Source organism: Zoogloea sp. (assembly GCF_028689785.1).
In the GTDB taxonomy this organism is placed as follows: domain Bacteria; phylum Pseudomonadota; class Gammaproteobacteria; order Burkholderiales; family Rhodocyclaceae; genus Zoogloea.
Genome location: NZ_JAQVCN010000070.1, coordinates 1 through 24,710 on the forward strand (window position 1 = coordinate 1; position 24,710 = coordinate 24,710).

At 65.3% G+C, this 24,710-nt stretch carries 27 protein-coding genes; 15 read left to right on the forward strand and 12 right to left on the reverse strand.

Going from position 1 to position 24,710, the window contains the following annotated elements; genetic code table 11:
* Both PHI64_RS20235 and PHI64_RS20240 read right to left on the reverse strand, forming a co-directional pair.
* The coding region (locus PHI64_RS20235) for an ABC transporter substrate-binding protein (RefSeq protein ID WP_299887031.1) at positions 1-697 on the reverse strand (697 nt) is incomplete at its 3' end.
* Between the two features lie 62 nt (positions 698-759).
* Positions 760-2,520, reverse strand: a complete 1,761-nt coding sequence (locus PHI64_RS20240) for an FAD-dependent monooxygenase (RefSeq protein WP_299887034.1) — start codon at positions 2,518-2,520, stop codon at positions 760-762.
* Positions 2,521-2,740: 220 nt separating this feature from the next.
* Here PHI64_RS20240 and PHI64_RS20245 point away from each other — a divergent pair, with 220 nt between their 5' ends.
* A complete protein-coding gene (locus PHI64_RS20245; protein ID WP_299887037.1) occupies positions 2,741-3,397 on the forward strand; it encodes a GntR family transcriptional regulator in 657 nt (218 codons plus the stop codon).
* A 45-nt stretch (positions 3,398-3,442) separates the two neighbouring features.
* Entirely contained in the window at positions 3,443-3,736 is a 294-nt protein-coding gene (locus tag PHI64_RS20250; RefSeq protein WP_299887040.1) for a hypothetical protein, read from the forward strand.
* A 31-nt stretch (positions 3,737-3,767) separates the two neighbouring features.
* On the opposite strand, the gene PHI64_RS20255 is transcribed toward PHI64_RS20250, so the two are convergent.
* Positions 3,768-4,967 carry an MFS transporter gene (locus PHI64_RS20255; RefSeq protein WP_299887043.1) on the reverse strand — a complete coding sequence of 400 codons (1,200 nt, stop codon included), beginning with the start codon at positions 4,965-4,967 and terminating at the stop codon, positions 3,768-3,770.
* Between the two features lie 200 nt (positions 4,968-5,167).
* Here PHI64_RS20255 and PHI64_RS20260 point away from each other — a divergent pair, with 200 nt between their 5' ends.
* Positions 5,168-5,878 (forward strand): helix-turn-helix transcriptional regulator, encoded by a 711-nt coding sequence (locus tag PHI64_RS20260; RefSeq protein WP_299887045.1) that lies wholly within the window; start codon positions 5,168-5,170, stop codon positions 5,876-5,878.
* Positions 5,879-5,899: 21 nt separating this feature from the next.
* Here the strand turns inward: PHI64_RS20260 and PHI64_RS20265 are convergent, their stop codons facing one another.
* The 5 genes from PHI64_RS20265 to PHI64_RS20285 all read right to left on the reverse strand — a co-directional run bounded on the left by PHI64_RS20265 (position 5,900) and on the right by PHI64_RS20285 (position 10,835).
* Positions 5,900-6,553 carry a trimeric intracellular cation channel family protein gene (locus PHI64_RS20265; protein ID WP_299887048.1) on the reverse strand — a complete coding sequence of 218 codons (654 nt, stop codon included), beginning with the start codon at positions 6,551-6,553 and terminating at the stop codon, positions 5,900-5,902.
* A gap of 29 nt (positions 6,554-6,582) precedes the next feature.
* Entirely contained in the window at positions 6,583-7,701 is a 1,119-nt protein-coding gene (gene alr, locus PHI64_RS20270) for an alanine racemase (RefSeq protein ID WP_299887051.1), read from the reverse strand.
* Between the two features lie 64 nt (positions 7,702-7,765).
* Positions 7,766-9,130, reverse strand: coding sequence for a sodium:alanine symporter family protein (locus tag PHI64_RS20275; protein ID WP_299887055.1), 1,365 nt, complete (start codon positions 9,128-9,130; stop codon positions 7,766-7,768).
* A 26-nt stretch (positions 9,131-9,156) separates the two neighbouring features.
* The gene (locus PHI64_RS20280) at positions 9,157-9,534 is read right to left on the reverse strand and encodes a Rid family detoxifying hydrolase (protein WP_299887058.1); all 378 of its coding nucleotides are present in this window, start codon (positions 9,532-9,534) and stop codon (positions 9,157-9,159) included.
* A gap of 47 nt (positions 9,535-9,581) precedes the next feature.
* Entirely contained in the window at positions 9,582-10,835 is a 1,254-nt protein-coding gene (locus PHI64_RS20285) for a D-amino acid dehydrogenase (RefSeq protein ID WP_299887061.1), read from the reverse strand.
* Positions 10,836-11,085: 250 nt separating this feature from the next.
* Between PHI64_RS20285 and PHI64_RS20290 the strand changes: the two genes are divergently transcribed.
* Entirely contained in the window at positions 11,086-12,615 is a 1,530-nt protein-coding gene (locus PHI64_RS20290; protein WP_299887064.1) for a sigma-54-dependent transcriptional regulator, read from the forward strand.
* Between the two features lie 50 nt (positions 12,616-12,665).
* Here the strand turns inward: PHI64_RS20290 and PHI64_RS20295 are convergent, their stop codons facing one another.
* The 4 genes from PHI64_RS20295 to PHI64_RS20310 form a co-directional block, all read right to left on the reverse strand.
* Positions 12,666-14,018 (reverse strand): DUF1329 domain-containing protein, encoded by a 1,353-nt coding sequence (locus tag PHI64_RS20295; RefSeq protein ID WP_299887067.1) that lies wholly within the window; start codon positions 14,016-14,018, stop codon positions 12,666-12,668.
* Positions 14,019-14,051: 33 nt separating this feature from the next.
* Complete coding sequence (locus tag PHI64_RS20300; protein ID WP_299887111.1) at positions 14,052-15,689, reverse strand: DUF1302 domain-containing protein; 1,638 nt, start codon at positions 15,687-15,689, stop codon at positions 14,052-14,054.
* Between the two features lie 19 nt (positions 15,690-15,708).
* The gene (locus PHI64_RS20305) at positions 15,709-16,806 is read right to left on the reverse strand and encodes an aromatic ring-hydroxylating dioxygenase subunit alpha (protein WP_299887070.1); all 1,098 of its coding nucleotides are present in this window, start codon (positions 16,804-16,806) and stop codon (positions 15,709-15,711) included.
* Between the two features lie 70 nt (positions 16,807-16,876).
* Positions 16,877-17,842: a PDR/VanB family oxidoreductase gene (locus tag PHI64_RS20310; protein ID WP_299887074.1), complete on the reverse strand. Its 966-nt coding sequence runs from the start codon at positions 17,840-17,842 to the stop codon at positions 16,877-16,879.
* Between the two features lie 224 nt (positions 17,843-18,066).
* Between PHI64_RS20310 and PHI64_RS20315 the strand changes: the two genes are divergently transcribed.
* The 11 genes from PHI64_RS20315 to PHI64_RS20365 all read left to right on the forward strand — a co-directional run bounded on the left by PHI64_RS20315 (position 18,067) and on the right by PHI64_RS20365 (position 24,688).
* The gene (locus tag PHI64_RS20315; protein WP_299887077.1) at positions 18,067-19,797 is read left to right on the forward strand and encodes a sigma-54-dependent Fis family transcriptional regulator; all 1,731 of its coding nucleotides are present in this window, start codon (positions 18,067-18,069) and stop codon (positions 19,795-19,797) included.
* A 249-nt stretch (positions 19,798-20,046) separates the two neighbouring features.
* A complete protein-coding gene (locus PHI64_RS20320) occupies positions 20,047-20,226 on the forward strand; it encodes a hypothetical protein (protein WP_299887080.1) in 180 nt (59 codons plus the stop codon).
* Positions 20,227-20,330: 104 nt separating this feature from the next.
* On the forward strand, positions 20,331-20,567 hold the full coding sequence (locus PHI64_RS20325; protein WP_299887083.1) for a type II toxin-antitoxin system ParD family antitoxin: 237 nt from the start codon (positions 20,331-20,333) through the stop codon (positions 20,565-20,567).
* Positions 20,564-20,893, forward strand: a complete 330-nt coding sequence (locus PHI64_RS20330; protein WP_299887087.1) for a type II toxin-antitoxin system RelE/ParE family toxin — start codon at positions 20,564-20,566, stop codon at positions 20,891-20,893. The genes PHI64_RS20325 and PHI64_RS20330 overlap by 4 nt, the downstream gene beginning before the upstream one ends.
* Before the next feature lie 257 nt (positions 20,894-21,150).
* A complete protein-coding gene (locus PHI64_RS20335) occupies positions 21,151-21,432 on the forward strand; it encodes a PDDEXK nuclease domain-containing protein (protein WP_299887090.1) in 282 nt (93 codons plus the stop codon).
* Between the two features lie 302 nt (positions 21,433-21,734).
* Positions 21,735-22,007: a type II toxin-antitoxin system ParD family antitoxin gene (locus PHI64_RS20340; protein WP_299887093.1), complete on the forward strand. Its 273-nt coding sequence runs from the start codon at positions 21,735-21,737 to the stop codon at positions 22,005-22,007.
* A 7-nt stretch (positions 22,008-22,014) separates the two neighbouring features.
* Positions 22,015-22,149, forward strand: coding sequence for a hypothetical protein (locus tag PHI64_RS20345; RefSeq protein WP_299887096.1), 135 nt, complete (start codon positions 22,015-22,017; stop codon positions 22,147-22,149).
* A gap of 9 nt (positions 22,150-22,158) precedes the next feature.
* Positions 22,159-22,320, forward strand: coding sequence for a type II toxin-antitoxin system RelE/ParE family toxin (locus PHI64_RS20350; RefSeq protein ID WP_299887099.1), 162 nt, complete (start codon positions 22,159-22,161; stop codon positions 22,318-22,320).
* A 545-nt stretch (positions 22,321-22,865) separates the two neighbouring features.
* A complete protein-coding gene (locus tag PHI64_RS20355) occupies positions 22,866-23,897 on the forward strand; it encodes a hypothetical protein (protein ID WP_299887102.1) in 1,032 nt (343 codons plus the stop codon).
* A complete protein-coding gene (locus PHI64_RS20360) occupies positions 23,894-24,163 on the forward strand; it encodes a hypothetical protein (RefSeq protein ID WP_299887105.1) in 270 nt (89 codons plus the stop codon). Before PHI64_RS20355 ends, PHI64_RS20360 begins: the two co-directional genes overlap by 4 nt.
* 33 nt (positions 24,164-24,196) lie before the next feature.
* Entirely contained in the window at positions 24,197-24,688 is a 492-nt protein-coding gene (locus PHI64_RS20365; RefSeq protein ID WP_299887108.1) for an AAA family ATPase, read from the forward strand.
* Positions 24,689-24,710: the final 22 nt, after the last annotated feature.

A 24,710-nucleotide genomic window follows, 5' to 3' on the forward strand; every position in this document is an offset into this window, starting at 1 on the left:
AGCCGCGATCCCGCAGGGCGGTGTGGGGCATCACCGCCGGGGTGCCGGAGCCGCCGACGAACACCGCGTCGGGCTTGGCGGCCACCAGCTTCAGGGCCTGGGCAGTCACGCTGTTGTCGGTGCGCCCGAAGCGCTCGGTGGCCACGATGCGGATACCGGCGGCCTCGGCCGTCTTGGTCAGGCCCTTGAGCAGCAGCTCGCCCCACGAGTCGGAGAAGCCGATGAAGGCCACGGTCTTCACGCCGCGCTCCTTCATGTCAGCCACTACACGGCCCACCATCACGTCGGCCAGGGGCTCCACGCGGAAGGCCCACTTGTGCTTCTCCGGCGACACCACGATGGGCGCCTGGGACAGCAAGGGCACTTTCTTCTCGTTGGCCACATCGGCAATGGCCAGGCCGGAAGTGATGAGGTTGGGCCCGAAGAACACATCCACATTATCCTCACCCGCCAGCTTGCGGGCGTTCTTGACGGCGTTGGTGGGGTCGGTGGCGTCGTCGAGGACGATGTAATTGATCTTCTCCTTGCCGATCATCTTCGGCATCAGCTCGATGGACTTGCGGGTTTCCAGGCCCAGCGACGCAGCCGGCCCGGTAAGGGAAAAGATGACGCCGACGTTGATGTCGGCACAAACCTGGCCGGCGGCCAGGGCCATGGCGGCAGCCAGAATAGGCTTGCGAAAGTGGTGCATGTGCATGGTGTCTCCTCTGTTCTTGTGATGGTTGGGGTGTTGCGTAAAGAGCGGGCCGGCACCCGCTGTCAGGCCAGGGGCCAGTCCAACAGGGCGCCGAGCGCGGCAGCCAGCAGCCGGCGGGCCTCGCCCGCATCGGCCACCGGCCCGGCATGGCGCCAGGCCACATAACCGTCCGGACGCACCAACAGGGCTCCGGCCTCGGCGATCTCGCGGATGCGCTGCCAACTGCAGTAGGGATCGGCGACGCCAGCCTGGCCAATCACCAGCGCACGCAGGTAGGGCAGGTCCAGCCCCCGAACGGCTTCGGCCCAGGCCCCACCGGCCAGGCCGGTGACCACCGAGAAGCTGCCCTTGCCCGTCACGTCCAGGGTGGACACCCGAACGCCACGCCGGTCCACCAGCCAGGCATGGGGAATCTTGGCCCCTGGGCGGGTGGTGGCCTGCAGGTATAGCTGCGGGTCGCGCCGCCACACTTCCTCGCTGGCGCCGGGGTCGGGCAGCACGGCCCGCGACACGTAACGCTGGTTCATCTCCACGCCCTGGGCGTTGAATTCGGTGTTCTTCAGCGCCAGAGCAGCATCCACGGCCTGCCGTGCTGCCACGCCTTCCGGCCCCGGGTCCTTGAAGCGGGCAATGCCGGCGGCCACCGGGTTGTCGGCTCCTTCGACGCGGAAAGCGGCCTTGAGAGGTGCATAGTCGAGGCGTGACTGGTTGGCCCGGGTGACGATCTGCCGGCCCACCGGCGCCCGCTCGGCGCTGTAGCTGTCGAGCAGGCCGGGGCCGGCGTAGCCCTTGATCACGTAGGCGAGCTTCCAGGCCAGGTTGAAGGCGTCCTGCACACAGGTGTTGAGGCCCAGGCCGCTGGACGGCGGGTGGCGGTGCACCGCGTCTCCGCCGCAGAACACCCGGCCCCGGCTGTACTCGGTGGCATAGGCCTGGTTCACGTACCACACCGAGCTGCGCTCGATCTCCACCTCCAGGGCCGGGTCGCCCACCAGGGTGCGGATGCGTTCGAGCAGCAGTGCCGGATCGAGATCGGGCTCGCCCTTCGAAATGTCGAAACCCCAGCCGGCAATCCAGCCATCCCACGGGCGCACAGCCCGCAACAGGCCCATCCCGATCTCCCCGAAGCTGGCGCTGGGGGTGACGATCCAGTGCAGGATGCTCGGGCGGTGGGCCACATAACGGCTCAGGTCAGCCTTGAAGATCACGTACACCGTGCCTGCCCGGGCCATGTGGCCCTCGATGTTCAGACCCAGCTCGTCCACCACCTTCGATTTGGCCCCGTCCGCACCTATCAGATAGCGCGCCCGCAGCGTGTATTCGCGTCCGCTGAGGCGATCCCGAAACCTGGCCGTGACACCCTTCCTGTCTTGCTGGTGGGACAGGTATTCGGTGTTGAAGGAGAAGTTCGCGCCGCGCTCGGCCGCGTTCTTGAAGATCACCGGCTCGATCAGCGGTTGGGGAATGTCCTGCAGTCCGCAGGGGCTGCCCTGCAGGTAATCGCCCTTGCGCTCGTCGCCCGTACCCCAGGTACGCAGGCGCACCAGCTCTTCGCCCGCCAGGCTGGTGGTGAACAGGGTGTCGCCCATCTGCTCCCAGGGCGTGGCGTACTTGATGGCCTCGTCCTCGATGCCCAGGTCGCGCAGCACTTCCATGGTGCGCTGGTTGGTGATGTGAGCTCGCGGGGTGTCGGCCAGCCAATGGGTGCGCGAGACGAGATGGACGCGCACACCCTGGGTGGCCAGGGCCAGGGCGGCCGTGCCGCCAGTGGGACCGGAGCCGATGATCAGAACGTCGGTGTCGAAATCGATGCTGGTTTCCACGCTATGGGTCTCCTCGCTGCGGGTGGCGGGCTTGCCGGTCTTGTGATGAAGCGCAGCCTTGATGGAGAGGCACTTTACAGCGCTTGCATGCTAGCATGCAAGCTCAGAATACAGACTTCACCCAACCCGTACCGCCGGCACCCTCCCCCGCCAGACCGCCCGCGGCGGGGGTGATACCATCCGCCCGCAGCCCAACCTCAGACCCCGGAAGCCCGCCCCCATGGCCAAGAAGAACTACATCTACCAGGAGATCCTCGAACGGCTGCTCACATGCCAGTACCGCTTCGGCGACCGCATCCTGGTCAAGGAGATCAGCGAGGAGATGGGCGTCAGCCGGCACCCCATCATGACCGCCCTGTACCGCCTGCAGGAGCGGGGCTTCGTCACCATCACCGCCCAGGTCGGCTGTGAGGTGGTCACGCCGACGCCCGAGGCGATCCAGGACTTCTACCGCATGTTTGCGCTTACCGAAGGGCTGATCGCCGAGCTCGCCGCCAGCCGGGCCAGCGCTGCCGACATCAGCCGCCTGCGCCTCATCAACGACCAGATCCATGCCCTCGACGCCACCCACAGCGCCAATGCTGACGAGTATCGGCGGCTCAACGTGGACTTCCACACCCAGCTCCACGCCATGGCCACGTCGCCCCTGCTGTGCAGCCGGCAGCTGGCCAACTTCGAACTGTCGGATTTCTTCATCGTGCAGACCTGCGGGTTCCAGGCCCACCTCGGGCTGGTGGCCGATGAACACAAGGGTGTCATCGACGCCATTGTTGCCCGGCAGCCGGAAGCAGCCAACCGGGCGGCCCGGGAGCACATCGAAAGCGTCTCCCGCAGCGTGGCAGCCGCGCTGGAGAAGGCCCGCAAGGCGGCGCCCTGACCCATGAGGCCGCAGGGCATGCTGCCAACGGAAGATCGATGCCCCTTGCCCCGCAGCACCGCGCTGCTCCTCGCCACCGTGCTCTTCCTGTGCGGCTGCATCTTCGTTCCCCGCACAACCCAACGCTACGACCCCGCCTGCGGCATCACCGAACGCCACATGAGCCTCGACACCTACCAGGTCGGCGCCTTCGGCGGCTGCCGCAATGAAGGCTGCGCCGAGCTCCTCGTGCTTGCCGGCGCCGTATCGGCAGCGAGCTTTGTGGTGTCGGGCAGCGTGGTGGTGGTCGGGGAAATGGTGTACTGGCTCGAAGCGAAAGGGCGCTGCCTGAGCCGCTAGAAGACCCGCATCGACCAGCGCCCCAGCCGCCCTAGGCCCGCTCCACGCTCATTGCCGTGCCGATGGCCGCAGCCTGCAGCAGGGCGATGCAGACCAGCACGGTAGTGAAGCTGCCCGCATCCATCAGCCCGCCAAACACCAGCGGCGCCAGGGCCAGGCCGGTGTCCAGGCCCGAATACACAAAGCCGTACACCCGCCCGAAAGCCGCCTGACCAAAGCGCGCAGTGGCAGCGCGGCGCACCAGCAGATCGCGGGAGGGGCCCGCCAGCCCGGTCAGGAAGCCGATGGCCGCCATCAGGCCAACCACCGCCGCCGACGGCACCCAGCCGCTGGCCAGCAGCAACGCGGCCAGGGCAGCTGCACCCAGGGCGCTGGCGATGATGCGATCCTGGCGGGCCGAGCGGGCCAGAAAGCCGCCTACCAGAATGCCGGCCGCGCCACCGAGCAGGTAGGTGGACAGGGTCGCCGCCGACGCCTCCACCGACATGTCGTAGAGCCCCTTCATCAATGGCGCACCGAAGTTCTGAATGGCACCGAAGGCCGTGGTGAGCAGGAAGAAGAATATGAAGCACATCCACACCGGGCCCACCTTGAGGATCTCCAGGGTGCTCACCGGCCGCCCCGCCGCCGTGGTGGCGCGACTCTCGTCCACCAGGTGATGGCGACCGAAGAGGATCAGGGCCAGCGCAGGCACCGCCAGCAGCCCCGCCGCCAGCGCCGCCACCCGCCAGCCCGAGTGGGCGGCGATGCCGGTCATGAACACCGGCGCCAGCGCCCAGCCCAGGTTGCCGGACAGGCCATGCACCGAAAAGGCATGGCCGAGCCGCGGCGCCGACACATTGCGGTTGAGAATGGTGAAATCACAAGGGTGAAAAACGCTGTTGCCCAGGCCCGCCAGCGCCGCCACCAATAGCAGGGTGGCAAAAGAGCCGGCCTGGGACAACAGCCCACCGGCAGCGATGAAACAGCCAATGCCGGCGGCCAGCACCCGCACCGGCCCGAAGCGGTCCACTGCCAGTCCCGCCAGGGCCTGGCCCACACCGGAGACCAGGAAGAAGACCGTCATGGTGCTGCCGATGCCCACGAAATCCAGCCCAAACTCGGGCATCAGCCACGGAAAGAGTGGCGGCAGCAACAGATGGAAGAAATGCGACACCCCGTGGGCAAAACCCACCAGGGCAATCACGTAAGCATCCTGCCGAGGGGGGGCGAGGCTGGCTTGAGCGGTCATGTGAAGTTCTCCGTGGCTGCAGCGTCGGCCCGGCCTGCCGCATTGTTGTATTGAAGCGGCCGGATAACAGCCTGATACTAGCGCCGCTCCAGATGGCTGTATTTCGACAAACTGACAGAGATTTGCGCAAACATGCCGCAGAAAGCGCCCCCCGATCCTTCGACCCCCTCCCCCGCCGGGCCCCCTCCGTCGACGAGCCGGTGACCGTCAACCTCCGCAGCCTGCCGCCGGACGTGACCATTCCGCCCCACCGCCACCCCTGGGCCCAGCTGGCCTACCCCGTGCGCGGCGCCATCCGCATCTGCGCTGCGGGCATGGCCTGGATCGTGCCGCCCAACCGGGCGGTGTGGATTCCGCCGGAAATCGACCATGACGTGACCGTGCTGGGCGCGGTGGAGCTGCGTACTCTCTACGTTGCCTCCGCCGCCGCTCCGCTCCCCCTGGACGCATGCACGGTGGTGGACGTGTCGCCGCTGCTGCGCAGCCTGGGCGAGGCCATTGTCGAGGGCCGCGGCGACGCCCGTCACCGCCTGATGATGCAGCTCGCCCTGGAAGAGATGCGCATCGCCCGGCCCCTGTCCCTGGGCCTGCCCCTGCCCGATGACCGGCGCCTCAAGGCCCTGTGCGACGCACTGATGGCCGACCCCGCCGACAACCGCGGCCTGACCGAATGGGCCGCACAGGTGGGCGCCAGCGAACGCACCCTGGCGCGCCTGTTCAAGTCCGAGCTCGACACCAGCTTCGGTGCCTGGCGCCAGCAGCTACGCCTGGCCAAGGCTGTCGACGAGATCTCCCGCGGCGTCCCCATGGCCCAGGTCGCCGCCGCCGTCGGCTACGCCAGCCAGGCTGCCTTTTCGGCCATGTTCTCCCGGGCGCTCGGCGTGCCACCAAGCCGCTTCGGCGGGGAATGAAGCCCCCGCGGCCTGCAAGCCTCAGTCACCGCGCCAGGTGGGCAGACGCCAGTCCAGGATCAGGGCCAAGCCGCGCAAGCTGAAGGTGATGCCCGCCCCCAGCACCAGCCCAAGCCAGTCCGGCCCGCCAAGGCTGCTGGCAAGCACCACGCACCAGCCCCCGATGAAGGCGCATACCGCATAGGGGCGGTGATCGCTGAAGGCGCTGGGGATCTCGTTACAGACGATATCCCGCAGCACGCCGCCGAAGACGGCAGTGATCATGCCCATCAGCACCGCCACGATGGGCGGCATGGCCGCCGCCAGGGCGATCTGGGTGCCACCGGCGGTGAACAACCCGAGGCCGATGGCGTCGGGCCACTGAATGGCCCGCTCGGTGGGCTCGAAGTGGCGCCCACGCATGAAGTACATGGACAGCAGGCTCAAGCCGAGCAAAACCCACAGCCACGACGAATGGGACACCCAGAAGAAGGGCCGCCGATCAAGGAGGATGTCGCGCAGGGTTCCGCCACCAAAGGCCGCCAGCCCGACCACCACGCACACGCCGACGATATCAAGACGCTTGCGCGCCGACTCAAGCAGACCCGAAAGAGCGAAAGCCAGGATGGCAGCGGCTTCAATCAGCAGCTGCGCGGTGGACAGGGACAGCGTGGGGAGGGTAGAGACTTCCAGCATGGCAATGGGCGCAGTTGACGAGGCCGCGATTATCCCTCGCCGCCCTCGATGTAGCGCCGCGCATAACGCTGCCCCAAACTGGTCAGGATCTCGTAGCCAATGGTGCCGGCGCGGCTGGCGATGGCATCCACACCGTTGAGCGGGTCGGCCAGATCAAGCAAGTCGCCCTCGACAATCCGCCCTTCGGGCAAATCGGTGATGTCGACGATGAGAGTATCCATGGAGATGTTGCCAATCAGAGGCAGGCTGATGCCATCACAGTGGGCAACGCCCGAATTGCTCAGGCTGCGCAGATAGCCATCGGCGTAACCGACCGCCACGGTGGCGACGCGTGACGGGCGCGCCGCCGTCCAGGTGTGGGAATAACCAACGGCCGTTCCGGCGGCGATGCGGCGAGTCTGCAGCACCTTGCCCTGCAGGCGGATCACCGGCCGCAGAGGGTTGGGCTGCCCGGCTACGGGGGCGACCCCGTAGAGGGCCGCGCCCGGGCGAACCAGGTCGAAATGATAGGCCTCGCCCAGGAAGATCCCCGACGAATTGGCCAGGCTGCAACGCACCCCGGGCAGACGCCCCCGGGCGGCCCGAAAGCGCTCAAGCTGCAGCCCATTGACCGCATTGCCCTGTGCCTCGGCACTGACCAGGTGGCTCATCAGGAACTTAAGGGCGATGCCCTGCAGGCCATCCGGGCTGGCCGTCAGGTGTTCGAGCTCGTCCGGCGCCAAACCCAGGCGGGCCATGCCCGTATCCACCTGCAGGACGGCCGGCAGCATGGCGTCCAGATCCCTGGCGAGGCTCTGCCAGGCCTGTACCTGGGGCAGGCTGTTGAGGACCGGAACGAGCCGGTTGCGGACGAAATCACGCTCGGCGCCCGGGTGGGGCCCGTGGAGCACATGGATGTCGGCATCGGCCGGAAGCACTGGGCGCAGGCGGATGCCCTCGTTGAGATGGGCAACGAAGAAGCTGCGGCAGCCTGCCCGGTACAGCGCCGGGGCCACCCGCTCGGCCCCCAGGCCATAGGCATCGGCCTTGACCACGGCAGCACATTCCGCCGCGGAAAGCCGGGCACGCAAACTGCGCCAGTTATCGCAGAGGGCATCGAGATCGATGCTGAGAAGGGCCCCAAAGGGGTTCAGTGTACTTTCCGACATGCGTTCTCTCGTCAATTCAGATTTGCAGAGCGGCCGACCGGCGGGCGCCGGCCGGCCCGGGAGCTCAGGCCGCTCTCGGAGCCAGCGCCTTCTTGGCCCAGTACTCCCGGGTCAGGCGGGCAATCACCGGCGCGAGCAGCAGCAGGGAGATCAGGTTGGGCAGGGCCATGAAGGCGTTGAGGGTGTCGGCCACCAGCCAGACGAAGTCCAGCTGGGTAACCGCGCCCACCAGCACGAAGATCGTCCACAACACCCGGTAGGGGACTTCGACCGCCGTCCCCACCAGGTATTCCCAACACTTTTCGCCGTAGTAGGCCCAGCCCAGGATGGTGGTGAAGGCGAACACCGCAATGGCCACCGCCAGGAACTGCCCGCCGTAGCCCGGGAAGGCCGCGTCGAAGCCCGCCGCGCTGAGGGCCGCCCCCTTCAGGCCGGAGCTCCATACACCGGTCACGATCAGCACCAGGCCGGTCATGGTGCATACGATGATGGTATCGATGAAGGTACCCATCATCCCCACCAGGCCCGACTCCACTGCGTTGCGGGTCTGCCCCGCCGCCTGGGCGATGCCGGCGGTGCCCAGGCCGGCCTCGTTGGAGAAGATGCCGCGGGCAACGCCGTAACGCATGGCCATCAATACGGCAGCGCCGGCAAAGCCACCCGTCGCGGCCACCGGACTGAAAGCACTGGCGAAAATCAGCGCAAAGGCCGCCGGAATCCGATCGGCGTAGAGACCGAGCACCGTCACGGAGGCAACGATGTAGCCAATGCACATGAAGGGCACAAGCTTCTCGGCCACCGCCCCGATGCGCTTGACGCCGCCCAGCAGCACGAAACCGGTGAAGACCGCCATCACCACGCCGGAAACCCAGGGGTTGATGCCGAAAGCCGTCTCAAGCGCACCAGCGATGCTGTTGGACTGGACCATGTTGCCGATCCCGAAGCCGGCCAGCCCACCAAAGATCGCAAAGGCCGCGCCCAGCCAGCGCCAGCCTTTGCCCAGGCCGTTCTTGATGGCGTACATGGGGCCCCCCACCTGCTCCCCGTGATCGTCGGTCTCGCGGTAATGCACCGCCAGCAGCACCTCGGAATACTTGGTGGCCATACCCACCAGGGCCGTCATCCACATCCAGAACATCGCCCCCGGGCCGCCGAGGGCAATGGCCGTGGCCACGCCGGCGATGTTGCCGGTACCGACGGTGGCGGCCAGGGCAGTCATCAGCGCCGCATACGGGGTGATCTCGCCCGGGGCGCCGGGCGCCGCCTTGCGCCCCCGCCAGACCATCACGAAGCCGGAGAGTATCCGGGTGATGGGCATGAAGCGCAGGCGCAGCTGCAGGTAGAGCCCGGTCCCCAGGATGGCCACCAGCATTGGCGGCCCCCACACAATGTCGTTGATGGCGGTGATGATTTGCGTCAGCGCTTCCATGATCTTCTCTCCCTTGGGTAGCGCGGTCAGGCCTGGACGCGGGCCATCGCCGCGATTTCCACCTGGGCACCGGTGGGCAAGGCCGCCACCTGCACCGTGGACCGGGCCGGACGGTGGGCACCGAAGCGGCGGGCGAAGACGGCATTCATGTCGGCAAACTGCGCCAGATCCGTCATGAACACGGTGACGGAAACCACCTGGGCCAAAGCGCTCCCCGCACTGCCCAGCACAGCCTCCAGGTTATTGAATACCTGCTCGGTCTGGGCCTGGATGTCGCCGCCGACCTTCTCGCCGGCGGCCGTCAGGGGAAGCTGGCCGGATGTGTGAACCCAGCCATCGCTGACCATGGCCTGAACATAGGGTCCGATGGCCTGGGGCACAGCGGTGGTGTTGATGACTTGCATGGTATTGCCTCCTCGGTTATGGATTGTTGTTTGCGGGTATATCGATTTCAGGCGTAACGGGAGACGGCGAGATCGTCCACCGGGATTTCGGGCTTGCGGCCGCTGAGCATGTCGGCCACGACGCGGCCGGTACCCGCCGCCATGGTCCAGCCCAAGGTGCCGTGTCCGGTGCTGAGGGTCAGGTTGTCGTAGCGGGTCTTGCCGATGATGGGCGTACCGTCCGGCGTCATCGGGCGCAGGCCGGTCCAGAACTCGGCCCGGGCAAGATCGCCCCCCCGCGGGAAGAGATCGGAAACGACGAACTCCAAGGTCTTCCGGCGCCCTTCTTCCAGGCTTAGATCAAAGCCCGAGAGCTGCGCCGTGCCCCCAACCCGGATACGGTCCCCCAAGCGGGTCACGGCCACCTTGTGGGTCTCGTCCATGATGGTGGACTCCGGCGCCATGGACGCATCGCTGATCGGCACGGTGATCGAAAAACCCTTCACCGGATACACGGGGATGTCGATGCCCACCGGCTCCAGCAGGGCCTTCGAGTAGCTCCCGAGGGCCAGCACGTAGTGATCGGCACTGAGGGTGCCAGCGTCAGTCCGGATACCGGTGATGCGCTGGCCGTCGTACTCGATGCCGGCGATGCTCACGCCGAAGCGGAAGCGGACGCCCAGCGCTTCAGCCATGGCGGCGAGCTTGCGGGTAAACAGATGGCAATCACCGGTCTCGTCCCCCGGCAGGCGCAGGGCACCGACAAACTTGTGCTTGACCAGGGCCAGGGCCGGCTCGTAAGCCAGGTAGCCCTCCTGGTCCAGCACCTGAAAGGGCACGCCGGACTGCTGCAGGATCGCCACATCCTTGCCAATACCGTCCAGCTGCTTTTGGGTACGGAACAGTTGCAAGGTGCCCTGGGTACGTTCGTCGTAACGGATACCGGTCTCGGCGCGCAACTGCACCAGGCAGTCGCGGCTGTATTCGGCGACACGCACCATGCGGCTCTTGTTGACCTGGTAAGCAGCCTCCGTGCAGTTGCGCAGCATGGCCATGCCCCAGCGCCACATGGCGGGGTCGAGCATGGGCTTGATAACCAGCGGGCTGTGGTGCATCAGCATCCACTTGATGGCCTTGAGTGGCACACCGGGCCCAGCCCAGGGGGCGGAGTAGCCGGGCGACACTTCACCCGCATTGGCAAAACTGGTCTCCAACGCCGGGCCGGCCTGGCGGTCCACCACCGTGACCTGGTGTCCGGCCTTGGCCAGGTAATAAGCGATGCAGGTACCGATGACGCCACTGCCGAGGACGAGGACATGCATGGGATTCTCCTTGGGAAACGGATTGGTCATTTGAATGCATGACACATAGCGATTCCCGTGCCAGAAAGAAAATCACATACAAAACAACCACTTGAAAAACAAAGCCGGCCAATCGGTGCGCAAAATGTAACGATATCGTTACAGAATCACCCCAAAACGTCCACTTCTCGAAAGATTTTCCTTATTTCTCAATGCACTGGATGAACCGTATCATTATCTTTACATCGTATTGAATTCACTACACCCCGCCATGCGCATCGACGTATTCTTCTCCGACCGGGTCGGGATCGCCCAGGAGGTGCTGGCCGAACTGGCCCGGCGCCGACTCAACGTAACGGCGGTAGAGGTGGATCCGCCCCATATCTTCATCGAGGCGCCAGCCGTCGATCAGGCCAGCCTCGCCGAACTGCGCGAGCAATTGATGGGTGTCGCCGGGGTGCGCACCGTGGAGCCAGTGGGCATGCTGCCCGGGGCCCAGCGGCGCCTGTACCTCGACGCCCTGCTCGCCTCGCAGCCCGACCCGGTGTTTGCCGTCGATGAATCGGGCTGCGTGGTGGTGGCCAATGGCGCGGCCATTGCCGCCTGCGGCATGGATGAGGGGAGCCTGATCGGCACCTCCATGCAGGCCCTGATCGGCAACCCGGCGCTACTGCGGGAACTGGTGGAGGGGGGCTATCACCTGCCGGTGTGCGAGGTGGCCATCAACGGTGAGCCCTACCTGCTGGAGACCATGCCTCTGCATGAGGCCGGCGGCCGGGTCGCCGGGGCGGTGATGAACCTGCACGCCCCCAGCCGCATCGGGGAACGCATGAGCGCCCTGCAGAACTACGATGCCGGCGGCTTCGACGCCATCCTCGGCACCTCGCCGGTGATCGAACAGCTCAAGCAGCGCGCGGCCCGGATGGCCATGGTGGATGCGCCCCTGCTGATCACCGGGGAGACCGGCACCGGCAAGGAGCTCCTGGCCCACGCCTGCCATGCGGGCAGCAGCCGGCGCAACCAGCCCTTTTTCGCCCTCAACTGCGCCGCCCTGCCCGAGAGCCTGGCCGAAAGCGAGCTCTTCGGCTATGCCGCCGGCGCCTTCACCGGGGCCCTGCGCGGGGGCAAGCCGGGGCTGCTCGAACTGGCCGATGGCGGCACGGTCTTCCTCGACGAGATCGGGGAGATGTCACCCTACCTGCAGGCCAAGCTGCTGCGCTTTCTCAACGACGGCAGCTTCCGGCGGGTCGGCGGCGACCGGGAGGTACGCATGAACGTGCGCATCATCAGCGCCACCCACCGGGCGCTGGAAGACATGGTGAGCAGCGGCCATTTCCGCCAGGATCTGCTCTTCCGCCTCAATGTGCTCAACCTGCAGGTTCCGCCCCTGCGGGAACGCCCGGGCGACATTCTGCCCCTGGCCCAGTCCTTCCTCAGCCGGGCCTGTACCCAGGCCTCGCGCCCGCCCCTGCGCCTGTCCCAGGCAGCCTGCGCGGCCATGCTGAGCAATCCGTGGGTGGGCAATGTGCGGCAGTTGCAGAACGTCATCTTCCGGGCGGTGACGATGACCGAAGGCAACATCATCCAGGTGGAAGACCTGGAGCTCGCCCAGGTTGCCACCCCCGCCGTGCCGGGCGATGGCACCGAGGTGGGCAGCCTGGACGAAGCTATTGCCGAGTTCGAGAAGAACCTGCTGCAGCGCCTGTACCGGGAGCACCCGTCGAGCCGCCGGCTGGCCCGGCGGCTCGGCACCTCCCACACCGCCATTGCCAACCGGCTGCGGCGTTACGGCATCGCCTAGCGCGGGAGGTTGATGGCCTACCTGCCCAGGCGCTCAGCCTGGGCTGGTGCCTACCGATCCGCGTCGGCAGCGGCGGCGTCACCGGTAAAGAAAGACTCGTTCTTGCGCGGCACGACCCGATAGGCTTCGTCCTGGAACAGGCCCTGCACGGTGCTCATGGTGCCCGCCTGCAGGTTGTGGATGGTGACGGGCTTGGCCAGCACCGCCGGCACGGCAGGCACGAAGAAGTTGGGCACCATGGACGTGCGCCACAGCTTGCCTTCCGAGTCGTAGCCATCCACCTGGGCGAGCAGCCAGGTGTCCTCGTCGAAGTAGTAGCGGCGCTTGGGCACGGCGTGGCGCTTGCCCGACACCACCGTGGCCTCCACCTCCCACACCCGGTGCAGCTCCCAGCGCAGCTTGGCGGCACTCAGGTGGAACTTGTCGTAAGCCTCGGCTTCCTTCGCCGTCACCAGCTCGTTGTTGTTGTAGGGGATATACATCTCGCGCTTGCCCACCAGCTTCCATTCGAAGCGATCGGGGTGGCCCATGAAGCCCATCACCTCGTCAAAGTAGTTGGCCCCCGACGAGACGAAGTCGGGCGTGTCGTAGGCCACCGTGGGGGCCCGCCGCACCCGGCGCTGGCCCACCAGATACTGCCAGGCCTGGCGCGGTGACTTGGCATTGATGCTGTCCCGCAGCACCAGGGATTCCCCAGCCTTGAACGGGGGCGCGGTGGTGTTGAACCGCTGCAGGAAGTACTCCCCGCTCCAGCCCTTGGCCGAGCCGTCCTTGTAGTAATACGGGTGCTGGAAGAAGTTGTCGGTGCGCGTGGCCAGGGTGCGGGCGCCATTGGCGGTGCCGACGATGTTCTTGGAGCCGAACTCCACCGACTCGGGCTCGATGCGCAGGATGTAGTTCCAGATCACCTCGACGCCGGCCTTGGGGATGGGAAAGGGTACGCCCCCAAAACAGCCTTCCACCGACAGGCCGGCCTCCACCGTCCTGCAGCCGGTAGCGTTGCGGGCGGTGGCGTCATACACATGCTGGGGCGCCACCGCGCTGCGATGGGTCGGGTACACATTGAGGCGGAAAGACTCGGGGTACTTCTTGATCAGCGCCTGAGTGCCTTCCGCGAGCTTGTCGGCGTACTGGGCCAGGTTGGCCGCGGTGATCTGCAGGGTGGGCTTTTCGCCGGGAAAGACGCTCACCGGCACGTCCCCCACCTTGGTACCGGCCACCTTGGCGCCGCCCCCGCTCCAGGCGGGAATGCTGCCGTCCTTGTTGCCGGCGCGCTCGCCCCCCAGGGGCGTGAGGGTGGTCTTGAGCTGGGCGGCCTCGTCGGCCGAGACGGCGGCCACGGCGGGCTGCAGTTGGGCGATGGCGCCGATCAGGGCCAGGCGGACAAATGTTGTGCTCTTCATGTCGGGGTTCCTCTTTTTATCTGGGGCGCAGGATCAGAAGCTGCGCTGGATGGACAGGGAGACAAAGTCCCGGTCGCCGTGGAAGTTCTGGAAGGAATTGAGGCCGGCGGGCGTGGACACCGAGCCTGCGCTGCCGATGTAGTGGGTGTAGTTGAGGCCTACGTGCCAGGCCTTCTGATACACGGCCTTGGCACCCAGGCTGATGCTGCCGCCCTGCTCCGCCGGAAACAGCACCCCATTGACCGACGAGCGCCCGAACAGGCCGTAGCTCACGCCGATGGGCAGCTGCAGGTCTGTCTCGGGCAGCACCTGGAAGTACTCCGGCGTAAACACGAACTGCACCGCGCCAGCGTCGCGGGTGGCGTTGGGGTCCAGCGCCTCCGGGTTGTCGGTGACGCGCAGGCGGCGGTTGAAGGCAAACTCGCCCAAGAACGATGCGCCGTCCCACAGGGCGCTGGCCCCCAGCACGCTGATCGCCGACAGGTTGAGGTGCAGGGTGTCGCCCTTGGGGAAGCGGGCGTTGCTGCCGCCATCGGCCGCCGGGTCGTTGATGGGGAAGACAAAGCTGCCCGCCGCCAGCAGGGGCTGGTTGGTGCGGAAGGAGATCTCCCCTGCCACGTTGGTGTCGCCCACCAGGGTGCTGAAACTGCCGCCCACGGTGCGGATGTTGCGGCCAAACACCATCACGTAGTCCTGGGGCACCACGCCGCCCGGGCCGGCGTTGAAGCGGGCGTAGAACTGAGGCAGCTTTTCGTGGAAGGTGGCGGCATACAGGCCGTATTCGCTGTCGCCGGCCTTGAAGCGCAGCTGCATGCCGCCCTGCCCCGAGTTGCCGGGCTCGATGTCCTTGCCCCGCCGGGCCGTGCCGTAGGGGGTGTACAGCAGCTCGCCGCCGTCATCTACGAAGTCGGCAAAGCTGAAGTAGCTGCCCGCCGCCGGCAGGCGCGACTTGCGCCACTCGGGCTGGATGTAGGCCCCCACGATCACGTCGGGCGTGATCTGCAACTGGGCCGACACCTGCCCCACCGGCCGCGCCACCTCCTTGAACTGGGAGTTGGGCACCGACAGGGCCCGGGCCAGATCCAGGGGCGTCTGGGCCCCGGCAATGCCGTTGTTGCCGAAGAACAGGCTCTCGCCATAAAGCTGGGTGAAACGCCCGGCCTTGAGGTTGAGGTTCATGCCGCCCACCGACTGGCGGGTATACACAAAGGCGTCGAGCACCTCGGCGTTGCGGCCGTGGGTGATGCGGGTGTGCTTGTTGAAGCGGTCGTAGGGGCCGGTCTGGTTGAGGCCGGGGGCGTCATCGGCGCTGCGGTCGTTGCTGTGCTGATAGACGTCGTCATACCAGCCCGCCGCACTCACTCTGAAGCCACTGTCGCGCTTGTAGCGCACCCCCAGCTCGGTGAGGATGTCGAGGCGGTTGGAGATGAGGCCGCGGCTGAAGTTGCGGTCGCCGTCATTGGTGTTGACCTGGGGCGTGAGCCCGGCCAGGCCCGCGGGCGCCACCTCGTCGCTCACCCCGCGCACCCGCCAGGCGGTGCTGTACTTGACGGTGGTGTCCCAGGAGATCGCCAGGTCGGGCGAGTCGGTATCGATGGTGAAGGACTGGGCCGGGCCCGACAGGGCCATGCCGGCACAGGCCATCGACACGGCGCGGCACAGGAGTCGCATGTGCATGCTGGCGCCTCCTTCAGACGCGCTCGACGGCGCGGGTGTCCGCGGCGTCGGGCTGGCTGCGCCGCACTTCATCGGCGATCACGCTGCGCAGGATGCGCCGCGCCCGCACCGCCCCCACGTCGCTGCTCAGCAGCACCGGGTTGAGGCTCAGCAGGTCGGCATTGCCGATGTTGGCGTACTGGGCGTCCACGTAGGGGCCGTCCTCGTCCACAAAGGCGTCGTGCATGCCCTTGATCTTGGCGGCGTTGTAGTCGGCGTCCTCCACCAGGTGGTTGCGCCGGGTGGCGAAGAAATAGTGGGTGGTGCCCTCGGTCTCGGGGGTGGTGGTGTGCAGGTCGTACTGGCCCACACAGTTGGCCAGATCCAGCGTGGCCTGGTCGTCCTGGGTAGCGCCGATCTGCAGTTGCACGGTGGTGGGCGCCATGAACGTCACCTCCACAAAATGCCGCGCCTCGGCCATGGGCTCAGGCAGAAACTGGTTGAGAATGAAGATGGGCGGGGTCTGCTTCCACTCCCAGCGGGTAGCCACGCTGCTGGCGGTCTCCTTGACCTGGGGCACCTGGGGGGTGAGCTGGCCGCGGGTGGAGATGATCTCGCCGTGCAGGTGGTCCACGTGGCTCAGGTCCATCACGTTGTCGGTGATCAGCTCGTAGTAGGTGTTGCGGTGCATATAGGTAAAGCCGACGCTGTTGGGGTGGCCGTCGGTGAGGGGGCTGAAGTCGGGCAGCTTGGCTTCGTCGGCCGGGGCGTCACCCATCCAGATCCACACAAAGCCAAAGCGCTCCAGCAGCGGAAAGGTGCGCACCCGCGCAGCGCGGGGGATATGGCCGTTGCCGTGGGGGTTGTGGTTGCACACCCCGCTGCAGTCGAACTTGAGGCCGTGGTACTTGCACATCACATCGTCACCGTGGCGCACGCCCATGCTGAGAGGCACGAAGCGGTGGGGGCAGCGGTCATGCATGGCCACGGGGCTGCCGTCGTGCTTGCGATAGATGAGCACCGGGGTGTTGAGCAGCTTGCGGGCAAACAGGCCTTCGGCGCTCACCTCGGTGGAGAGCGCGGCGACATACCACGCGTCCCTGAGGTAAGTGACACTCTTCCTTGTCTCCATTTTTCTTCTCCAGGTGGGATTGCCGGGCAGGCGCCCGGCGGACGAAACCTGGCGGCGGCTGCCGCCCGGCTTACAGATCGATGGTCAGGGTGGGGCTGAGCGCGCGGGAGCAGCAGGGCGTGAAGCAACGCCCGGTGTCCCGCTCGGCGGGGCTGAGAAACACGTCCCGGTGGTCGGGCAGGCCATCGAGCACCGGCAGCAGGCAGGCGCCGCACACCCCCTGTTCGCACGACAGGTTGAGCGCCACCCCGTGGGCCAGCAGGGCCTGGGCGGCCGTCTCGGTGGGCCCCACCGGCACGCGCAGGCCCCGCCGGGCGAGGATCAGCTCGAAGCCACCGGCCGCGACGGCCGGCTGGGCCGGGGCAGCGAAGTGCTCGAAGTGCACCCGGCTTTCGTCCCACCCGGCCTGCCGGGCAGCGCCGCACACATGGCTGATGAAGCCTGCCGGGCCGCACACATAGAGGTGGGCGTCGGCCCCGGCCCGGCGCAGCACGGCCTCGGCATCCAGGCGCCCGGCCTCGGGGGTGCTGTCGTGGTAGAGCCGCAGCTGCGGGGCGTAGGCCGCCCGGGCCAGGGTGTCCCGGTAGGCCGCCCGCTCGGGGCTGCGGCTGCAGTAGTGCAGCTCGAAATCCCGCCCTGCGGCGTGCAGCGCCTCGGCCATGGCCAGGATGGGAGTGATGCCGATGCCGCCGGCAAACAGCACCGGGCGCCCCGCCGGCAGCAGAGGAAAGAGGTTGCGGGGCGGGCTGATCTGCAGCGTGTCGCCCGGCCGGATGTCCCGGTGAGCACAGGCCGACCCGCCCCGCCCGTCGCGGTCGTGGAGGATGGCGATCTCGTAGAACCGCAACGCCGGGCCGGTACGGCACAGGGAATACTGGCGCAGCATGCCGTTGGGCAGGGCCACATCGACATGCGCGCCCGCCGTACAGGCCGGCAGCGGCCCGCCATCGAGCGAGGCCAGAACAAGGCTCAGGACATCAATTGCAGCGTGGCGCACTTCGCAAACGCGAACGGCCAGCATGGGTTGAGAGCTCAACACAACCGGGTCTCCTTTGGGATGAAAGTGCCTGGGCCACTGCGGGCCCTTGAACAGCACTTGGCAATCCCCGTGCCAGCGGTTGAGATCACTTCAATTTATTGATTTATAAATATTTCTGTTTTTAGCAAATCGAGGGATAGAATCGATGTGACTGAAATCAGCAATACGCACATTGCTGATTTCAGCAAATCAAATAAAAACAGACACCGGAGACCCATCCCATGCCCGCCCCGGCCGACCGCCACCTGCAGTCCGTTCCTGGAGACATCGACGACCGGGAGATCTCCAAGTACGTCCAGTTTGACCCCGACAGCGGGCAGATCACCCTGCTCGACCAGCGCATGCTGCTGATCCACGGCTTCACCCTGGCGGCCCTGCGGCGGGAGCTCATCGAGCGCCTGGGCGTGGAACCCACCCGGGAGCTATTCACCCGTTTGGGCTACCAGCAGGGCATGGAAGACGCCCGCCGCCTGCACAAATCGGTGGGCGGCGACCTGAAGCAGACCTTTGCCTACGGCCCGCGCCTCCGCGAAATGGAAGGCTTTGTGCGCAACCAGGCGGTGGACCGCATTCGCTTCAACCAGGAAACCGGTGATTTCTGGAGCGACTACTACTGGGAATCATCCTGGGAGGCCGACATCCACCGTGCCCAGTTTGGCGTGAGCGGGTCGCCCGCGTGCTGGATCATGGTGGGCTACGCCACCGGCTTTACCACCGCGCTGATGGGGCGGCCCATCCTGTGGCGCGAAGTGGAATGCGTGGCCATGGGGCACGCCCGTTGCCGCGTCATCGGCCAGCCCCTGGAAGAATGCGACGACGCCGAAGCCCACCTGAGCTTCCTCCAGGTGGAGGACTTCATCGCCACCCCGCGGCGCCGAGCCACCCGCCCCGCCCGGACCACCAGCCAGGAAGAGCCCACCCGGCAACTCCCCGACCTGATCGGCGCCTCGAACAGCTTCAACGAAGTGGCCTACCTCATCAAACGCGTCGCCCCCACCGACGCCACCGTGCTGCTCACCGGCGAAAGCGGCGTGGGCAAGGAACGCTTCTCCAAGGCCCTGCACGCCCTCGGGCCGCGGGCCGAACGCCCCTTCATCTCCATCAACTGCGCCGCCATCCCCCACGACCTGGTGGAAGCCGAACTGTTTGGCGTGGAAAAAGGCGCCTTCACCGGCGCCACCGTGTCCCGCCCGGGGCGCTTCGAGCGGGCCAGCGGCGGCACCCTCTTCCTCGACGAGATCAGCAGCCTGCCCCTGCACGCCCAGGGCAAGCTGCTGCGCGTGCTGCAGGAAGGCGAGCTCGAACGGGTGGGCGACACCCAGGTCCGTCCCATCGACGTGCGCATCATCGCCGCCACCAACCGCGACCTGCGCAGCGAAGTGGAAGCCGGCCACTTCCGGGAAGACCTGTTCTTCCGGCTCAACGTCTTCCCGGTGAAGATCCCCCCGCTGCGCGACCGCCGCGAAGACATCCCCCTGCTGGTGGACACCTTCGTCAAGCGCTACGCCACCCGCTTCGGCAAGAACATCGCCGGCCTCAGCCGCAACGCCAGCGAAAAGCTGTGGGCCTACGACTGGCCGGGCAACATCCGGGAGCTGGAGAACATCATCGAGCGGGCGGTGATCCTGGCCGAGAACGACGGCAGCATCGACGTGGAGCACCTGTTTTCGGGGGGCGAGCAGGTGCCCCTGACCCTCCCCTCCCCCATCCCCGCCGACGCCCGCACCGAAGCACCGCCGCGCCCGGGCGCAGAAATCCCCCTCCAGTACGCCATCGACCGACTGCTGGATGCACAGCTGTCACTGGAGGAAGCGGAAGGGCTGATGATCGCCACCGCACTGCGGCGGACGGAGGGGAATCTGTCGGCTGCCGCGCGGTTGCTGAAGCTGGGGCGGGGGCAGTTGCAGTATCGGGTGGGGAAGCGGGGCGCCGCGGGCAGCGAAGGCCGATAGGGCCGGGGCCGGGCCGCCGCCTCGGAAGAATCGGCCGCGGCAAGGCCGGCCCTTGCACCACAAGCACCCCACCCCCGCCCTGCACATCAAAAGTCTCCCTGTTCGACTCCCTGGCGGCCCATCCTTCATCCTCACAGGCACCCATTCGGGATAATCTAGGACGATCCCGTGTGTTGCAGGACAATCGCAAAAAACCCGTGAATCCCAGGCCATGACTCCCGCCTACCACCCCAAGCACGCTCCCATGGCATGACAAAGAGAACTGCAGCTCCCGCAACGACCACGCCACCGCTTTATGGCCGGGTGCGCGAAATCCTGGAGTCCGCCCGCAGCAACATCGCGCGTACGGTCAACACGACACAGGTGATCGCCAACTGGCTGATCTGGCGCGAGATTGTCGAGGAAGAACAGTCGGCCAGATCCCAGTAGCGCAGGCAGTTGTTCGGGTTGGGCATCGAGGCCTTCTTTCGGTATGGTGGGATACGGATGTTGCCAAATTTTGCCAAACAATCCACACTTACGCCATGAGCACGATGAACATCTCCCTCCCCGACGCCCTGAAATCCTTCGTGGATGAACAGGTCAGCCAGCGCGGCTACGGCACCAGCAGCGAGTACGTGCGCGAACTCATCCGCAAGGATCAGGATCGCCTGCAACTGCGCAACCTGCTGTTGGCTGGAGCCGCGTCGCCCCCTGCGGCACCGGCCGATGCCAGCTATTTCGAAGGCTTGCGGGATCGGGTGCGCAAGGCTGCCCGCGCCAAGGCGTGAAGCACAAACACATCGTCCCGCGTGAGCAGGCCAACCGGGATGTGGATGATGCCGTTGCCTACTATCTGAGCGAAGCCACCGAGGCCGTGGCGCTCGGTTTCATTGGTGCGCTGGAGCAGGCATACACCCACATCGCTCGTCACCCCGCCACCGGCTCGACGCGTTACGCCCACGAACTCAATCTGCCTGACCTGCGCGTCTGGCCGCTGACGCGCTACCCATTCTTCGTGTTCTACGTCGAGCGCACTGACCACATCGATGTCTGGCGTGTTCTGCACGGTCAGCGGGATATTCCGGCGTGGATGCAGGAGCCTGACGGCGTGTGATGGTCTCAGCACAACTGACCGCAAGCTACGGGAAAGGCTGGTCAGTCCAGAACCTGTTCTACATGAAGCATCTTCTACCAGTCCTATCCGCAGCTGCTGCAGGCCGGCAAGATCGTCCACGCGGCGAGTGGAGAATTAGCAAGCCCTGATCGGCAACCTGCAGAGACTCCTGCCGGGACTGGGCAAGGGCTTTGCCTTCGTTTCCCGACAGGAGCACATCACGCTGGAATGGCGACCTTGGGTAAACCCAGTTCTCTGTGAATGACTACGACCGCGAACGACGCACCGAAGGCGACAACCCGACGATTGGGCTGATTCTCTGCCCGGACAAGAATGATGCGGTGGTGAAGTACACGCTGGGCGAGCAGCAGGAACGCAATATCTTCACCAGCCGTTACCAACTTTATCTGCCGACCGTCGAGGAGCTGGAAGAAGAACTGCGCCGCGAACTCCGCTTTCTGACGCCGGAGAAAGATGCCGCGAAAGCCGGACCCAAGGCAGGCAAAACAAGATCAGCGAAGAAGGGGTCGGCTGAGTGACGGATGCGTCGACACCATCGATGGACGCTGAGGTCTGGTGGTCGGCCGGAGCGGTCAATCTCCAACCGCTGCCAGAGCCAGCCGCAATGCAACAGAAACCTGTCGCTCACCTGCCGCATCCCGAGAATAGAGGCTCCCGCCACGCGAGGGCTTCGATCATGTCTGCACGTACGGGGTAGATTCCCGCACCAGCTCGTCGAACAACGTGGGCTCATCGAGACGGCGGGAGCGTGCCTCCAAACCCACAGACAGCCGGCTTGATGGCAAACTGTGTCATTACCTGACATTACTCGGAGCACGCCATGTCCCTCAACGTCTCCTTACCCCTAGAGCTGGAAAATCGGGTGCGCCAGCACGTGGAATCCGGCCTCTACAGCTCTGCGAGTGAAGTCATCCGCGAAGCATTGCGATTATTCGAGGCCTACCAGGGCGTGCAGGCAGCAAACCTCGCCAGCCTGAAAGCCGACATCGCCCAAGGCGTCGCCGACATCGAGGCGGGCCGGGTACGCGAGCTCGACATGAACGAAATCAAGCAACGCGGCCGGGCAACACTGGCCGCACGGCGACCGACGTAGTGACAACGTGAGCCAGCTTCGCCATTCCGCCAGTGCGGAAAACGATTTTCTCGAGGCCTGGCTTTTCGTCGCCGAAGACAGCATCGTGGCCGCCGACCAGTTGCTCGATCAGATCCAAGCCGATTCGCGAACGCTGCTTTAGCAGCCGAAAATGGGTCGGGCTCGGGACGAACTGGCGGTCGGCCTGCGCAGCTGGCCGACATCGACGCCCTATCTCCTCTTTTATTTCGTTGACGACGACGGGATCACGGTTGCACGCGTCCTGCACCACGCCCGAGATGTTCCCGCGATCTGGAACTGGCCAAAGCGCTGAAGACGCGCGGCAGGGGCAATGTTTTGCAGAGCGCCGGTGTAGCGCAGGCGCTCATCTGGCCGCTGATGGTCAAGGTCACCAGTCCTCCCTGGTCGTACGCTGTGAGCACCCTCCCTGATAGCCGCCAGCCACCACGAGCGCAAGAATCAAGCTCCGATCAACAGCAAGGAGCCGTTCATGGAACTCCGCGAATATCGGTAAGCCTGGAACAAAGGGAAGCTGGTTGGCCAGAAGCCGCCGCTCAAGCCCAAAGACATCTGGGCTATACGCATCCACCTACAGAATTCGCACGCGGGGAGTCGACAGTACGGTACTTGGGCATCGAGGTCGATGACGCATTGGATATCTCTGAGCAGATCGATATCTGACGCGGGATCGGCTGCCCGCCAGCACCCTTGAGGCGGCGGGCGGCAGCTTACGGGGATAGCTCCATGAGGGTACTATCGGCCAACAGCCGTCGCTCGGTCCCCAGCTAGACCGGTCACTCAAACGGCTGCTTCACTTGGGCTGCTGCCATTCCGTCAGCCCTCTGTCTGTTTTGTCCAATGAATGGCCAGAAGCGCGGGCTCGAAGCCCCGCCGTTGCTGGAGGTCGCGCCCAACCGCTGGACAAGATGGTTCATTCTGTCCCGCCCCTGGCGTGCATGCCGCCAAGCCAACGGTCTGGAAGACTTCTACCGCCCATCGGAGAGCCTGGCTCAGCCCGACTCATGCAGCTCAGAATCACTTGATGATATCCGTGCTATCACTCTTGACATCAATGTGGCTGCTCTATATTGTTTGCATGCCATCATCGATATCACATTGAGGTTACGTATGTCCTTCTCGAAATCCGAAATGCAGGAGCAACTGCTCACGTTCCTGACCCTGTTTGGAAGAGAGGTCGCAGCGCTTTACGGGGTCAGCAACTACACATGGACAGAAAAGGGAGCCATTGAGCGGTCGCCTGTGTGGGAGGCCGTGAGTGAGATGTACGACTACGGCGTAGCAGGCATTCCGACAGGAGATCTTGTCCCTAGAAGCCGGATAAATGGCGCCCATGCCCGTGTTGAGATGTTCTTCCGTGGCCTGGATACGCCACACATGAGGACCTACCTCGAGGCAAGTGACAATGCTTCGCCCCGACTCGCCATGTTTGCGGTGCAAAGCGCTGTAGCGCGCATGGTGCTCGATAGCGGTGATCGATACACCGACTTTGGTGCTGGCGAATACGGCATGGGTAAAGGGGATTATGGGTACTTGACGCTTGCCGAGATCGCTCTACTCGCAAATATGGATGAGCGCAGTGTGCGCAACGCCGCGAATCCGAAGTTGCCCGATCCTCTGAAGACTGAGCAGGTTGGCAAGCGCTCACTTGTCCGGCCAGAAGAGGCCCGCCGCTGGCTGGCTGGTCGCAAAGGTTTTGTCCCTACGCAAGAATGCGAAGGGCACGTCGCGCAGCGTCCGCCGGAGTTCGATCTTGTACTCACTCCGGAACTTGTGGAAGCCCTCGAACGAGAGGCCAAGAAAGCAGGACTCTCGTTCAACGCTTACTTCAGACAAATACTTCTTCGCGCATTTGAGGAGAAGGACAAATGAAAGCGACTGCTCACGCAACCGTTCGCTGCCAGCAGCGCGGCGCCCCCCCTCTCGTGGTCGACCTTCTGCTCCAATTTGGTCACCGCGAGCACGATCATCGTGGCGCCGAGATCGTTTACTTCGACCGCCGCTCCAGAAAGCGTATCGAAAGCTACACAGGCGGCCTCATCACCAAGCTCAGCGAGCACTTGGATAGCTATGCCGTGGTGGCCGATGGGGAAATCATCACGGTAGGAAGCCGCTTCAAGCGCATTAACCACAGCTGAGAGATTAAGATCCGTCAGACATGACGAAAAGGTATGAGCGGCAAGTCAATGATACTAACCTCCGAACAATCCGCAGCCCTTTGCGCGGTCAGATCCTTCCTGTGTGATGACAAACAAGATGCCTTCATCTTGCGTGGAAGTGCAGGCACAGGCAAAACCACGCTCATTGCCAAATTGGTCGAAGCGCTGGAGGAAATGAAACTTTCATGTGCGCTACTGGCCCCGACAGGTCGGGCAGCACGTATCCTCGGCAACAAGATAAAGCAAATCACAGGTAAGCCTGAATACGAGGGATCGACTATCCATCGGACGATTTACACTCTCACCCAGTTAGAGGTAAATGAAGAAGCCGAGACAGCAAACGATCCAGGCGTGCGGATGCTCTTTCCATTAAAGGAAGATGAAGCAACTGTTTCCTTGTTAGCAGGCCGATGCAAAACGCCGAAAAGCCGCGCCAGCCGGTCCCCTCGCTATTCGATTTCTCATGACTTCCCTCCCGGAATTGGCTTCCCAATCCCGTTTTGATGCCCATCAAATGGGCCGGGGA